We start from the raw sequence: 12426 nt of genomic DNA on the forward strand, positions 1-12426 counted from the left end.
ACCCGGGCATCACACCCGGCATTGCCAGTGGGCGGCGCGCTGCCGCACAGTGGGCCGGTGACACGGGCGGTGGGGGAGGAAGTGACCAGCAGCGGAGAACCGCTGACGCACGCCCTGGGGGCGGTCGCGGCAGCGGCCTCGCGTGTGCCCGGCCAGGCGCGGCCTGCCGTGCTCGCCGAACGGCCCGACGTCACCGTCGTCCGCGGCGGCCGCCTCGTCGCGAAGGCCCACGCCCCGGGCACCGATCCCGCGGAACTCGCCCTGCGACTGCGCGTTGCGGCCGATCCGCTGCTGGACGGCGTCCTGCTGCCCCCGGCGCCGCTGCCCGACCACGGGGGCGTGCTGAGCACCGTGCTCCTCGGCCGCACCGTGAGCCTGTGGCCCCTCGGCGAGCCGGTCGACCACGGCGATCCGGACTCCGCGCCCTGGGCCGAGGCCGGCGCGCTCCTGGCGCGGCTGCACACCGTGCCGCCGGCCCGGCTGCCCGGCCCGCCGCCGCAGATGCGCGGCCCCCTCAGGGCGGCCCGCGCGCTCGCCCGGATGCTCGCCGCCGGACCCGGCGACCCGGCGGTGCTCGCCGCCTGGCACGGGCTGCCGCCCTGGGCACGCGGCGAGGCCCCGCAGCCGCGGCAACTGCTGTGCCACGGCGACCTGCACATGGGCCAACTGGTGCGCCACCCCGCGCCCGACGGGCCGTGGTGCCTCATCGACGTGGACGACCTCGGGCTCGGCGAGCCCGCCTGGGACCTGGCCCGGCCGGCGATGTGGTTCGCCGCCGGGCTGCTCGACCCCGCCGACTGGGGCCGCTTCCTCGGCGCTTACCGCGCCGGCGGCGGCCCCGCCGTCCCCCCGGACGGCGACCCGTGGCCGCATCTGGACGTGGCCGCACGGGCGTTGGCGGTGCAGACCGCGGCCATCGCGGTCGCCAAAGCCGCGCAGGAGGGGCGCGCGCTGGACGGGACGGAACAGGCCGTCCTCGACACGTGCCGCCGAATCGCGGAAGTAAAGTGCAGTTCTACGCCGGGGGAAGACCCCCGGCCGGCGCGAGCGAGGAGATGAGCCGACGATGCTCTGTCCCAAGTGTCATGGCCCGATGCAGACGTACACCCGCAGCGGCGTCCAGATCGAGCAGTGCGGCAACTGCCGTGGGATCTTCCTGGACTACGGGGAGCTCGAGGCCCTGACCCGCATGGAGGGGCAGTACGCCCAGCCCGCCCCGCCGCCCGCGGGTTACCCGCAGGCGTACCCGCAGCAGCACGCCGCGCCGGCCTGGGGTGCGCCGCACGGCGGCCACCACGGCGGTCACCACGGCCACCACAAGCAGCAGAGCTGGGCCCGCATGCTCTTCTCGTCGTGAAACGGCCGAGGGCCGGAGCGAACGCTCCGGCCCTCGGGTGCTGGTGGACGATACTGGGATTGAACCAGTGACCTCTTCCGTGTCAGGGAAGCGCTCTCCCGCTGAGCTAATCGTCCTCGGTACTACGGGTGGTACTGATGCAGCGTGCGCGATACTGGGATTGAACCAGTGACCTCTTCCGTGTCAGGGAAGCGCTCTCCCGCTGAGCTAATCGCGCTCGGGTCCCCCGTGCCGAAGCCCCGGGGAAGGCCCTTCCGGGCCCAGTGGACGATACTGGGATTGAACCAGTGACCTCTTCCGTGTCAGGGAAGCGCTCTCCCGCTGAGCTAATCGTCCTCAGAGGTGGAGACGGGATTTGAACCCGTGTAGACGGCTTTGCAGGCCGTTGCCTCGCCTCTCGGCCACTCCACCAGCGCGGGGGCGGTGACCCCCACTTCGAGCGGACGACGAGATTCGAACTCGCGACCCTCACCTTGGCAAGGTGATGCTCTACCAACTGAGCCACGTCCGCAGCGTCTCCCCCGGAGCTCGCACCCGGGCGGGACCTCCGCCGGTGCGCTTCCGCGTCCCGGCGACGAGTTGAACTCTAGCGGATTACGGCTCCGCCACCAAAACGCGTTTCCGCAGCGTGCCGGGTCGGTGACCAGCGCATCTCGCCCGTCGCCGCCGACTTAGACTCGCACTCGCCCCACCGGACCGACCTGGGAAGCCCCGTGCCCGACCTCGAGCCCCTCGCCAGATTCGGCGGCCTCCTCGCCTCCGACCTGCGGGATGTCACCACCGACCCGGCCGCGCTGGACTCCTCCGGCTTCTGGGCGGTGGTCGCCGGCTTCGAGGGCGACACGGTCTGCGCGCGCTTCGGGAACGTACGGCCCGAACCTGCCGCGGCGGCCCCCCGCCGGCCCTGGAAGGGCCCCGCCCGCGGCGACTGGACGTCCTCGCTGGACCGCGCCGGGTACATCGCCGGGGTGCGCCGCGTGCGCGAGTACATCGCGGCCGGCGAGGTCTACCAGGCGAACCTCTGCCGGGTGCTCACCGCGCCGCTGCCCGACCCGGACGCCGACGTCGACGCCCTCGCCGCGGTCCTCGCCCGCGGCAACCCCGCCCCGCACGCCGGGACGGTCCGGTTGCCCGCGCACGGCATAGAGGTGGCCGGCGCGTCCCCCGAACTCTTCCTGCGCCGCCGCGGTGACGTGGTCGAGTCCGGGCCCATCAAGGGCACCGGCCGCACCGAGGCCGACCTGCTGCCGAAGGACCACGCCGAGAACGTCATGATCGTCGACCTGGTCCGCAACGACCTCGGACAGGTCTGCGCCACCGGCACGGTCACCGTCCCCGACCTCTGCGTCGTGGAGAAGCACCCCGGCCTGGTCCACCTCGTCTCCACCGTGCGCGGCGAACTGCGCGAGGGCGCCGGCTGGGCCGCACTGCTGGACGCCGCGTTCCCGCCGGGCTCCGTCACCGGCGCGCCCAAGTCCAGCGCCCTGCGCATCATCGCCGAACTGGAGACCGCCCCCCGCGGCCCCTACTGCGGCGGCATCGGCTGGGTCGACGCCGACCGCGGCACCGGCGAGCTCGCCGTGGGCATCCGCACCTTCTGGATCGACCGCGCCGCCCCCGGCGGCCCCGTGCTGCGCTTCGGCACCGGCGCCGGGATCACCTGGGGCTCCGATCCCGAGCGGGAGTGGGACGAGACGGAACTGAAGGCCTCCCGGCTGCTGGCGGTAGCGTCGGGTACGTACGACTCGAGCGAAGGCGAACGGAACCATGGGGCAGAGTGACACCGTGAGCACGACCACCGCAGGCGCGATCTGGGTCAACGGCGCGCTGCGCGAGACCGACGAGGCGTCCGTGTCCGTCATGGACCACGGCCTGACCGTGGGGGACGGCGTCTTCGAGACGCTCAAGGCCACCGGCGGCACCGCCTTCGCGATGGACCGCCACCTGCGGCGGCTGGCCCGCTCCGCGCGCGGCCTCGGCCTGCCCGAGCCCGACCTGGACGAGGTGCGCCACGCCTGCGAGGCCGTCCTCGCCGCCAACCCGGCGCCCCACGGCCGGCTCCGCGTCACGTACACCGGCGGCACCTCGCCGCTCGGCTCCGAACGCGGCACCACCGGCCCCACCCTGGTCGTCGCCCTCGGCGCGGCGAGCGTGCGCCCGGACACGACGGCCGTCGTCACCGTCCCCTGGACCCGCAACGAGAAGGGCGCCCTCGCCGGGCTCAAGACCACCTCGTACGGGGAGAACGTCGTGGCCCTGGCCCGCGCCCACCGGCACGGCGCCTCCGAGGCGCTGTTCGCCAACACGCAGGGACGCCTCTGCGAGGGCACGGGCTCCAATGTGTTCGTCGTCCTCGGGGGCAAGCTGCTCACCCCGCCGCTCGCCTCCGGCTGCCTCGCGGGGATCACCCGGGAACTGGTCGTGGAGTGGGCCGGCGCCGAGGAGGCCGACCTGCCGTTCGAGGTGCTCGCGGAGGCGGAGGAGATCTTCGTGACGTCCTCGCTCCGCGACGTCCAGGGCGTCCACCGGGTCGACGACCGCGAGCTGGCCACCGGTGCCCACCCCGGCCCGGTCACGGCCAAGGCGATGCGGGTGTTCGCGGAGCGGTCGGCGGAGCACCCGAACCCCTGAGGTCGGGATGGCCGAACCCGTGACGTGACCGCGGCTACCCGGTAGAACTCCACACCATGACCACCACCCTGCGCCCGGCCGAGCCCGAGCAGCGCTGGCGCGGCGGAGTACGCGCCCGTCGCTTTCATGTATGCGTCAACGGGCGTCCGGTGGGGGAGACCACCCTGTCCACCGACGCCCGGTTCGGGCCGGAGGCCGGGCGCATCGTCGCGCTGCGGATCGACCACGACCAGCAGCGCCGCGGCCGCGGCACGGTCGCGGCCCTCGCCGCGGAGGAGGTCCTGCGGGGATGGGGCTGCCGCCGCATCGAGGTCTCGGTGCGGACGCAGGACGCGGCGGCGCTCCGGCTCGCCGGCGTGCTGGGGTACGTCGTCCGCAACCGGAACATGGTCAAGGCGCTGCCCGACGTGCCGCCGGCCCTGCCGAGGGGCAGCGTCGTGCGGCCCATGACGGAGGCGGAGTACCCGGGGTGGGCGGCCCGCAGGCGGGACGAGTACGTACGGTCCTGGACGCGGAGCGGCGTGCCGGAGGCGCAGGCCCTCGCCAAGGCCGAGGCGGACGAGCGGGCCGCGCTGCCGGAGGGGCTGTCGACGGCGGGTGCCGTGGTGAGGGTGCTGGCGGTCGGGCAGGCAGGGGCGGTGGGGGAGCTGTGGGTGGGGCGCCGGGACGAGGACACGGGGTTCGTCTTCGACGTTCGTGTCGCCGAGCGGCACCGGGGCCGGGGTCACGGGCGCACGCTCATGCTCGTCGCGGAGCGGGAGTGCGTGGCGGCGGGGCTCCGGTGGCTGGGGCTGAACGTCTTCGCCGGGAACGAGGCGGCGGAGGGGCTCTACGCGGCGCTGGGGTACGAGGTGACGGAGGTGCATCTGGCGAAGCCGCTTGTGTGAGTGCCCGGTGTGGGGGTTGCCGCTGGTTGTTGTGTGCGGGGTGTTTGTGCCTGCGGCGGACGTCCCCGGCCCTCCCGCCCTCCAGCCCTCCCTAAGCCTTCGGCGCAAGGCATGAGGCACCTCCCGGCCGACGGCCGGCGGAGGGTGGGTGCATCCCGGCGTGCATACGCCGGGATGTCGGTTACTCGCCCAGGGCCGCGTCCGCGAGGGACTCGATGCGGGCGCGGAGGCCGTCCTGGGACGTGCCGCCGTCGAGGCGTTCGCCGGAGATGACGTAGGTGGGGGTGCCGGTGATGCCGATGGCCTTGCCCTCGGCGTGGTCGGCGTCGACGACGAGGAGGTGGCGGCCGTCGACCAGCGCGGTGTCGACCTCCTCCGCGTCGAGCCCCAGGTCGGCCGCGATCTCGACCAGCAGGGCCTCGCCCCGTTCGCCCAGTTCCTCCGTGCGGGCGAGGACCGCCTCGGCGTACTCCCAGCCGCGGCCCTGGGCGAAGGCCTCCTCCGCGGCCTGGGCGGCGGCGTAGGAGTGCTTGTGCTTCTCCAGGGGGAAGTGCCGCAGCTGGATCTCCAGGGCGTCGCCGTAGCGCTCGCGCAGGGCGTGCAGGTCGGTCAGGGCGGCGGCGCAGTCGGGGCACTGGAGTTCGCACCAGTACTCGAGGACGACGGTGCGGGGAGTCGCTTCGTTCATGGGGCCAGTCTCCCACCAGGGGAGGAGCGGCCCCGGAGATCACCCTGAGGTTGGTGCCGGGCCGTGGCCCGCGGGCGCACGGCGGGTGCACGATGGAGCCAGCAGACCACTCCGGAGGAGCTCCGCATGCTGACCTCGACCGTGTGTGTCGCACTGTCCGCGGCGGGCCTGGCGATCGCCCTGCTCACCGCCTACCGGCGCAGGTTCCGCAGGGCGACGATGATCGCGGCGGCGGCGCTGCTGCCCGTCGGCCTGTACATGACGGGCCTGGTGTCGCTGGCCGGGACCGTCGTCCGGGCCGTCGCCGGCTGGGCCGCGGACCTGGTGTTCAAGCCGTCGGTGTGGGCGGGCTTCGCCGTGCTCGCCCTGTCGGTGGTGCTCTACGTCCTGGCGCGGGTGGCCGGGAGCCGCAAGGGCGTCCCGGAGGGGAAGCCGGGCCGGGCGGTCGCGCCGGGCGCGGGGGCGCCGGCCCTGGCGCAGGGGAAGAAACCGGTCCAGAAGGCGGCGAAGACCGATCCCGACCTGGCCGAATTCGGTGAGATCGAGGAGATCCTCAAGCGCAGGGGCATCTGAGCGGCGTGTTGGTGGCAGGGGGTGGCGGCGTTACGTCATCATCGCCCTGGCGGACTTCAACTACCGCCCCCTGAGCGGGATTTGGCGTGCCCGGGGGCGTACGGTTGTACGAGTTCGCGTCCCTCCGAGCACACCGTAAGGCCATGGAAGCCGAAGCAGACGACGACGAGCCACGCGGTTGCCTGTTCGCGCTCTCCCAGCCGCCGCTGATGCTGTTCCTGACCGTGATCGGAGGATTGCTCGCCCTGGGCGGGCTCTACGACCTCTGGCCGTTCTGAGCCGGTACGGCGACGGCCTCGCGGCGGCGTGCCCGGTACGCGGCGACGTGGAGCCGGTTGCCGCAGGTGCGGCTGTCGCAGTAGCGCCGCGAGCGGTTCCGCGACAGGTCGACGAAGGCGCGCCGGCAGTCCGGGGCGTCGCAGCGGCGCAGCCGCTCCCGCTCCCCGGCGACGAGGAGGAACGCCAGGGCCATCCCGCAGTCGGCGGCCAGGTGCTCGGCGAGGGAGGCGCCCGGGGCGAAGTAGTGGACGTGCCAGTCGTAGCCGTCGTGGTCGGTGAGCCGGGGGGTGGTGCCGGCCTCGGCGACGAGCGAGTTGATCAGGGCCGCGGCCTCCGGCGTGCCGGGCGCGGAGAAGACCTGGGCGAAGAGCTGCCGCACGGCGCGCACCGCGACGAGGTCGTCCTCGTCGAGCGTGCCCACCTCGCTGACCTCGTTGCGCTCCACGAAGGCGCGCAGCGCCGCGAGGTCGGCCAGACCCTCGCGGCCGTCACTCTCCGGTGTGGTGTTGATGAGATCCACCACGCAGTCGAGTGCGCACCTGGTGTCATGGTTGATCAGCACGGGATCGCTCTCTCCCTGGCCTGGTGGGTCGGGCGTTCCGGTGACTGTAGCGCGAGAGCCGTCGTCGTGGAGCGTGCTGCTCCCCGACGACGGCTCCGGCAGGTCGGGTCCGCGCCGTACCCCCGAGATGCGTACGGCGACGGACGGTCGGTGGACTCAGCTCTCGGCGAGGATGTGCGAGAGCTCGGTGTCCAGGTCGAAATGGCGGTGTTCGGTGCCGGGGGGCACCGCGGCGTCGGTCCGCTTGAGGAACGACTCCAGGGCCCGCGCAGGGGCTTCGAGCAGCGCCTCCCCCTCCGGAGAGCTGAGGGCGATGCACACGACGCCCTGGCCGTGACTGCGGGACGGCCAGACCCGGACGTCGCCGGTGCCGGTGGGCCGGTGCAGGCCTTCGGCGAGCAGGTCGCGGGCGAACACCCATTCGACTGTCTCCTCGGCACCGGTGTGGAAGGTGGCGTGCACGGCGTAGGGATCGGCCGTGTCGTACCGCAAGCCCGCGGGTACGGGCAGTGACGATTCGCTCGACACAACGAGGCGCAGGTGCAGCTCGCAGCTGACCGTGGTGTTCATAAGCGCCAGGGCCTTTCGCTCAGTGTGCGCTCGGGGATTCGCACGTCGGCGAAATCGACATGCCACCTGCGGGGACGTTGTAAACCCCTCTGACGGGTTTGTGAGGGTTCCGGTACCTCGTCCGGCCGAGTTCTTTTCCTCCCCGGCGAGCCATTCCGGTGACGAAGCTGCTTCGGGTAAGTTTGGCAGCATGACTGCGGAGAGTGACGAGCGGGAGGTGGCCGTGGCCATGGATCCCGCGACCGTCGACAACGGGGACGGCGGGGACGGGGAGCCCGAGGGCTCCGAGCGCCCGCTGGGGTCGAGGGCGCCGCGTTTCATCCGGCGCTCCCGCGCGCTGCACGTGAGCTGGCAGGTCGGGGTCTTCCTGGTCGGTCTGGCGATCGTCGGGGCGGGCGTGGTCCTGCTCCCGCTGCCGGGACCCGGCTGGGTGGTGATCTTCGCCGGCATGGCGGTCTGGGCGACCGAGTTCGTCTGGGCCCAGCTGGTGCTCCGCTGGACGAAGCGGAAGGTGACCGAGGCGGCACAGAAGGCACTCGACCCGAAGGTGCGGCGGCGGAACGTGACGCTGACCGTCATCGGCCTGGTGATCATCGGCGTGCTGCTGGGGTACTACGTCTGGCGGTTCGGCTTCGTGATGCCGTGGAAGGCCGACCTGCACTGAGGGTGCGCCGTCCACGATGGTCGGGGGCACCCGCTGACATGCGGTAATGTTGTTCCCGCACCGGGGCGATTAGCTCAGCGGGAGAGCACTTCGTTCACACCGAAGGGGTCACTGGTTCGATCCCAGTATCGCCCACCCGGACCGAGGGCCCGGAAGCCGACAGCGGCTTCCGGGCCCTCGTCGTGTGTGCGGGTGCGCCCGGGGTGCCTTGGGAAGCGCTTTCCATCATTCTCCCGTCGTAACCATTGACGCCTTGTCGGGGTCTCCCTACGGTTTCTCGGCAAGCGCTTGCCTTAATCGTTTCAGGCCCTCCGCGAGGCGCGGGGTGGCGTCTGCCCGGAGGGGGCATGTCGTGAGCGTTCGACGGAGTGCGCACGGGCCGCGGGGCCTCAGGGCGGCCGGGGCCGCGCTCGCCGCGCTGGCGCTGCTGGCGGCCGGCTGCGGGGCCGGCGGCGACCCGGACGGCGGGACCGTGACCATCCGCTACTCGTGGTGGGGCGCCCAGGACCGGGCCGAGCTGATCCGGAAGACGATCAAGCTCTTCGAGAAGGACCACCCGCACATCAAGGTCAAGACCGACTTCGCCGAGTACGCCGACTTCTGGAGCAAGTTCAACACCCAGGCCGCCGGCGGCAACGCCCCCGACGTCTTCCAGAACTCCGTCGCGTTCCTGCGCAAGTACGGCGAGAAGAACCTGCTGCTCGACCTGAACGCACAGGTCGAGGCGGGCAACCTCGGCATGGACGACTTCCGGGCGGGCCTGGAGAAGGCGGGCGAGGTCGACGGCAAGCTGCTCGGCGTGCCCGTCGGAGGCAACACCTTCGCCCTCGTCTACAACCCCGAGGCCTTCGAACGTGTCGGCGTCACGCCCGCCGCGGGCTGGACGTGGGACGATTTCGGCACTGCCGTCCACAAGATCAGTGCCGCCGAGGGCGACCTCTACGGCGCCAGCGACAACGGCGGGGTCATGTACCTGTACGACCTCTACCTCCGCCAGAACGGCAAGGCCTTCTTCACCGCCGACAAGAAGCTCGGCTTCACCGAGGCCGACCTGAGGCAGTGGTGGGGCGACCACTACGCCGACAACAGGGCGGGCGACCTGGTCCCGGCCAAGAAGAGCGAGCAGATCAAGCCCAAGTCCTCGGTCAGCGGCGACCTCTCCGCCGCCGAGTTCACCTGGGACAACTTCATCGTCCGCTACGCCGCCGAGACGGACACCGAGCTCGCCCTGGCCCCGGTCCCGACCACCGACGGCGCCAGGACCGGCCAGTACATCTCCTCGCTCATGCTCAGCGGCTCCGCCCGCACCGAACACCCCGAAGAGGTGGCGGAGTTCATCGACTTCATGGTCCACGACCCCGAGGTCGGGAAGATCATGGGCTACAACCGCGGCGTCCTGCCCACCAACGCCCAGTTCGACGCGTACGAACCGGCCGGCGTCGACGCTCAGATCGCCGCCTACGAGAAGTCCGTGACCGGTGTCATCGAGCCGATCACCCCGCACCCGGCCGGTGCCGACGTCGCGGAGGCGGCCTTCCTGCGGATCTACGGCGAAGTCGCCCTGGGCAAGACCTCGGTCGACGACGCCGTCACGCAGTTCTTCGGCGAGGCGAAGACCGCGCTCGGCTCCTGAGGGGACGTCCCGTGACCCGCACCAAGACGCCTTCCCCGGAAGGCCCCCGGGCCGTCGCCGGCCGGCATTGGGGACGCCGGGAGACCCTGGCCGGCTACCTGTTCCTCACCCCGTGGTGCGCCGGCGTCCTGCTGCTGACGCTGGGTCCGATGCTGGTCTCGCTCTACCTGGCCTTCACCGACTACAACCTCTTCGACTCCCCGAAGTGGATCGGGCTGCGGAACTTCCGCGACATGTTCGCCGACGACCGCTGGTGGCACTCGGTGCGGGTGACCCTGGAGTACGTGCTGGTCGGCACGCCCCTCAAGCTCGCCGCGGCACTCGGTGTGGCACTGCTGCTGGTCAGGCCGCGCCGCGGGCAGGGCTTCTACCGCTCCGCCTTCTACGCCCCGTCGCTGATCGGGGCGAGCGTCAGCATCGGCATCGTGTGGCGCTCGGTCTTCCAGGACGACGCCGTCGTGGACCGCGCGATGCGCTTCGCCGGCTGGGACGTCGGCGGCTGGACCGGCGACCCGGACTGGTCGCTGCCCACCCTCGCCACCCTGACCGTCTGGCAGTTCGGCGCCCCGATGGTCATCTTCCTGGCGGGGCTGAAGCAGGTGCCCAGGGAGCTGTACGAGGCGGCGGCGGTCGACGGCGCCGGAGCGTGGCGGCGGTTCCGCTCCATCACGCTGCCGATGATCTCCCCGGTGCTCTTCTTCAACCTGCTGCTCGAACTCATCCACTCCTTCCAGGTCTTCACCTCGGCGGTGGTCCTCGGCGGCAGCGGCGGCGGGGCCGGCGGTCCGGCCGACTCCCTGCTCGTCTACACCTGGTACCTGTACGAACAGGGCTTCCGCAACCTCCGCATGGGCTATGCGTCCGCCATGGCCTGGATGCTGATGCTGGGCATCGGCCTGCTGACCGCGGTGCTGTTCCGCACCCAGCGCGGCTGGGTCCACTACGAGGAAGGGGCGGACGCCCGATGACCCCCGCCGTCACCGCCCGCCGCCGCACGGCGCGCACCGTCGCCTGGCACGCGGGCGCCCTGGCCCTGCTCGCGGTCATCCTCTACCCGGTGGTGTGGCTGGTCGGGGCCTCGTTCAAGCCGGGCGACGAGATCGTCGGCAGCCTCGAACTGCTGCCCGGCCGGCCCATCGCCGACAACTACCGCCGGCTGACCCGCGGCATCGCCGACATCCCCGTCTCCACCTTCTTCACCAACTCGCTCGTCCTGGCGCTCGGTTCGGTGGCGGGCGTGCTCGTCTCCTGCTCGCTGGCGGCCTACGCCTTCGCCCGTATCCGCTTCGCCGGGCGCAACCTGCTCTTCGCGGTGATGATCTCGACGCTGCTGCTGCCGTTCCAGGTGCTCATCATCCCGCAGTACGTGCTCTTCCAGAAACTCGGCCTGATCAACACGTACGTTCCGCTGCTGCTCGGTAAATACCTCGCCGCGGACGCGTTCTTCGTCTTTCTCATGGTGCAATTCATGCGCAATCTCCCCCGGGAATTGGACGAGGCCGCGCGCATCGACGGCTGCGGACATCCGCGTATCTTCTGGAGCATCGTGCTCCCTTTGTGCCGCCCCGCACTCATCACGAGTGCCATCTTCACGTTCATATGGTCCTGGAACGATTTCATCGGGCCGCTGCTGTACCTGAACGAGCCCGACAAGTACACCGTCTCGCTCGGGCTGAAGATGTTCATCGACCAGGACAGCGTGGCCGACTACGGCGGCATGGTCGCCATGTCGCTGGTCGCCCTGCTGCCGGTCCTGCTCTTCTTCCTCGCCTTCCAGCGCCACCTCGTCGAGGGCGCCGCCACCTCGGGGCTCAAGGGGTGAGGCGCACGGCCACGGCCCGGGACGCCGTCCGTCGTCACGGGGCCGCCCCGCTGTCGGGGTCGTTCGCGCTGTTCGCCGAGTGCCTGCTGACCGGGGTGTGGCTGGTCCTCGCGGCGCTGCCGCTGGTCACCGCGCTGCCCGCGTTCGCGGCGGCCTGCGGGCACGTGCGGCGTCATCTGGAGGGGGAGCGGTCCACATGGCGCGACTTCGCGGCGGAGGCGGTCGCCGCGACCCGGGCCGGCTGGAGCTGGACGCTGCTGTGGTGGGCCGGGCTCGCGCTCCTCGGGCTCGACCTCGCCGTGGCCCGCAGCGGGGTGCTGCCCGGCGGGGGAGCGCTCACCGCGGTCAGCGTGCTCGCGGCGGTCGTGCTCGCGGTGACGGGGCTTCGCGCCGCGGCGCTCTGGCGGCCCGGGGAGGGGGGCCGCGGTGTCGCCGGCCGCGCCGTGCGGCGCTGCGTCGGTGATCCCGCGGGGACGCTGCTGCTCGCGGGCGGGGTGGTGGTGGTCGGGGTGGCGGGGTGGATGCTTGTGCCGCTCGGGGTCGTGGCGTCGGGGTGCGTCGCGGGGGCGGCGGTTGCGGTGGAGCGTCGTGCGGCGTGACGGGGCTGTTGTGTGCGGGTGGGTTGTGGTTGCGGTTGGGGTTCTTTTCCCGCCCGCCCTCCCGTTGCCCCGGTGCGGTCAGTGCGGGTCTGCGCTCTGTCCGTCTGTGGGTCGGTGGCGCGCCGGCGCACGTCCTCAGCGCTCGCGGATTTGCCGGGCCG

15 protein-coding genes and 6 tRNA genes are annotated in these 12426 nt (G+C 72.1%); 13 read left to right on the plus strand and 8 right to left on the minus strand.

What is annotated here, in order from left to right; translation table 11 throughout:
- Positions 1 to 81 precede the first annotated feature (81 nt).
- Together ACFW3D_RS27600 and ACFW3D_RS27605 are read left to right on the plus strand one after the other, a co-directional pair.
- Positions 82 to 1059 carry a phosphotransferase gene (locus tag ACFW3D_RS27600; protein ID WP_500508219.1) on the plus strand — a complete coding sequence of 326 codons (978 nt, stop codon included), beginning with the start codon at positions 82 to 84 and terminating at the stop codon, positions 1057 to 1059.
- A 7-nt stretch (positions 1060 to 1066) separates the two neighbouring features.
- On the plus strand, positions 1067 to 1357 hold the full coding sequence (locus ACFW3D_RS27605) for a TFIIB-type zinc ribbon-containing protein (protein ID WP_500508221.1): 291 nt from the start codon (positions 1067 to 1069) through the stop codon (positions 1355 to 1357).
- A 41-nt stretch (positions 1358 to 1398) separates the two neighbouring features.
- Here ACFW3D_RS27605 and ACFW3D_RS27610 read toward each other — a convergent pair.
- The 5 genes from ACFW3D_RS27610 to ACFW3D_RS27630 all read right to left on the minus strand — a co-directional run bounded on the left by ACFW3D_RS27610 (position 1399) and on the right by ACFW3D_RS27630 (position 1868).
- Positions 1399 to 1473 (minus strand) — tRNA-Val (locus tag ACFW3D_RS27610).
- Between the two features lie 29 nt (positions 1474 to 1502).
- Positions 1503 to 1574, minus strand: a tRNA-Val gene (locus tag ACFW3D_RS27615).
- 47 nt (positions 1575 to 1621) lie between these two features.
- A tRNA-Val gene (locus ACFW3D_RS27620) sits at positions 1622 to 1693 on the minus strand.
- A 4-nt stretch (positions 1694 to 1697) separates the two neighbouring features.
- Positions 1698 to 1768 (minus strand) — tRNA-Cys (locus tag ACFW3D_RS27625).
- A gap of 27 nt (positions 1769 to 1795) precedes the next feature.
- Positions 1796 to 1868: transfer RNA gene (locus tag ACFW3D_RS27630), tRNA-Gly, on the minus strand.
- A gap of 202 nt (positions 1869 to 2070) precedes the next feature.
- Between ACFW3D_RS27630 and ACFW3D_RS27635 the strand changes: the two genes are divergently transcribed.
- From ACFW3D_RS27635 to ACFW3D_RS27645, 3 genes are read left to right on the plus strand one after another with little or no spacing between them, the layout of a single operon-like run.
- Positions 2071 to 3138: a chorismate-binding protein gene (locus tag ACFW3D_RS27635; protein WP_500508223.1), complete on the plus strand. Its 1068-nt coding sequence runs from the start codon at positions 2071 to 2073 to the stop codon at positions 3136 to 3138.
- Positions 3125 to 3988, plus strand: coding sequence for an aminotransferase class IV (locus ACFW3D_RS27640; protein ID WP_500508225.1), 864 nt, complete (start codon positions 3125 to 3127; stop codon positions 3986 to 3988). Before ACFW3D_RS27635 ends, ACFW3D_RS27640 begins: the two co-directional genes overlap by 14 nt.
- Before the next feature lie 56 nt (positions 3989 to 4044).
- On the plus strand, positions 4045 to 4875 hold the full coding sequence (locus tag ACFW3D_RS27645; protein ID WP_500508227.1) for a GNAT family N-acetyltransferase: 831 nt from the start codon (positions 4045 to 4047) through the stop codon (positions 4873 to 4875).
- A gap of 181 nt (positions 4876 to 5056) precedes the next feature.
- Here the strand turns inward: ACFW3D_RS27645 and ACFW3D_RS27650 are convergent, their stop codons facing one another.
- Positions 5057 to 5563 carry a DsbA family protein gene (locus ACFW3D_RS27650; RefSeq protein WP_500508229.1) on the minus strand — a complete coding sequence of 169 codons (507 nt, stop codon included), beginning with the start codon at positions 5561 to 5563 and terminating at the stop codon, positions 5057 to 5059.
- 126 nt (positions 5564 to 5689) lie between these two features.
- Between ACFW3D_RS27650 and ACFW3D_RS27655 the strand changes: the two genes are divergently transcribed.
- Both ACFW3D_RS27655 and ACFW3D_RS27660 read left to right on the plus strand, forming a co-directional pair.
- A complete protein-coding gene (locus ACFW3D_RS27655) occupies positions 5690 to 6136 on the plus strand; it encodes a hypothetical protein (protein WP_500508232.1) in 447 nt (148 codons plus the stop codon).
- Positions 6137 to 6279: 143 nt separating this feature from the next.
- Positions 6280 to 6414, plus strand: coding sequence for a hypothetical protein (locus ACFW3D_RS27660; RefSeq protein WP_319140392.1), 135 nt, complete (start codon positions 6280 to 6282; stop codon positions 6412 to 6414).
- Here ACFW3D_RS27660 and ACFW3D_RS27665 read toward each other — a convergent pair.
- Together ACFW3D_RS27665 and ACFW3D_RS27670 are read right to left on the minus strand one after the other, a co-directional pair.
- Positions 6393 to 6977 carry a CGNR zinc finger domain-containing protein gene (locus ACFW3D_RS27665; protein ID WP_499603398.1) on the minus strand — a complete coding sequence of 195 codons (585 nt, stop codon included), beginning with the start codon at positions 6975 to 6977 and terminating at the stop codon, positions 6393 to 6395. The two genes, ACFW3D_RS27660 and ACFW3D_RS27665, sit on opposite strands and share 22 nt — an antisense overlap.
- Before the next feature lie 156 nt (positions 6978 to 7133).
- A complete protein-coding gene (locus ACFW3D_RS27670; RefSeq protein WP_003959770.1) occupies positions 7134 to 7547 on the minus strand; it encodes an SsgA family sporulation/cell division regulator in 414 nt (137 codons plus the stop codon).
- A gap of 190 nt (positions 7548 to 7737) precedes the next feature.
- On the opposite strand from ACFW3D_RS27670, the gene ACFW3D_RS27675 reads away from it, so the two are divergent.
- From ACFW3D_RS27675 to ACFW3D_RS27700, 6 genes are all read left to right on the plus strand, one after another.
- Positions 7738 to 8211: a TIGR02611 family protein gene (locus ACFW3D_RS27675; RefSeq protein WP_500508235.1), complete on the plus strand. Its 474-nt coding sequence runs from the start codon at positions 7738 to 7740 to the stop codon at positions 8209 to 8211.
- Between the two features lie 63 nt (positions 8212 to 8274).
- Positions 8275 to 8346, plus strand: a tRNA-Val gene (locus ACFW3D_RS27680).
- A gap of 217 nt (positions 8347 to 8563) precedes the next feature.
- Positions 8564 to 9844, plus strand: a complete 1281-nt coding sequence (locus ACFW3D_RS27685; protein WP_500508238.1) for an ABC transporter substrate-binding protein — start codon at positions 8564 to 8566, stop codon at positions 9842 to 9844.
- Positions 9845 to 9855: 11 nt separating this feature from the next.
- Positions 9856 to 10812 (plus strand): carbohydrate ABC transporter permease, encoded by a 957-nt coding sequence (locus ACFW3D_RS27690; protein ID WP_500508240.1) that lies wholly within the window; start codon positions 9856 to 9858, stop codon positions 10810 to 10812.
- The gene (locus ACFW3D_RS27695) at positions 10809 to 11666 is read left to right on the plus strand and encodes a carbohydrate ABC transporter permease (protein WP_500508242.1); all 858 of its coding nucleotides are present in this window, start codon (positions 10809 to 10811) and stop codon (positions 11664 to 11666) included. Before ACFW3D_RS27690 ends, ACFW3D_RS27695 begins: the two co-directional genes overlap by 4 nt.
- Positions 11663 to 12265, plus strand: a complete 603-nt coding sequence (locus ACFW3D_RS27700; RefSeq protein WP_500508244.1) for a DUF624 domain-containing protein — start codon at positions 11663 to 11665, stop codon at positions 12263 to 12265. Before ACFW3D_RS27695 ends, ACFW3D_RS27700 begins: the two co-directional genes overlap by 4 nt.
- Positions 12266 to 12426: the final 161 nt, after the last annotated feature.

The organism is Streptomyces sp. NPDC058864, assembly GCF_042742985.1.
GTDB lineage: Bacteria > Actinomycetota > Actinomycetes > Streptomycetales > Streptomycetaceae > Actinacidiphila.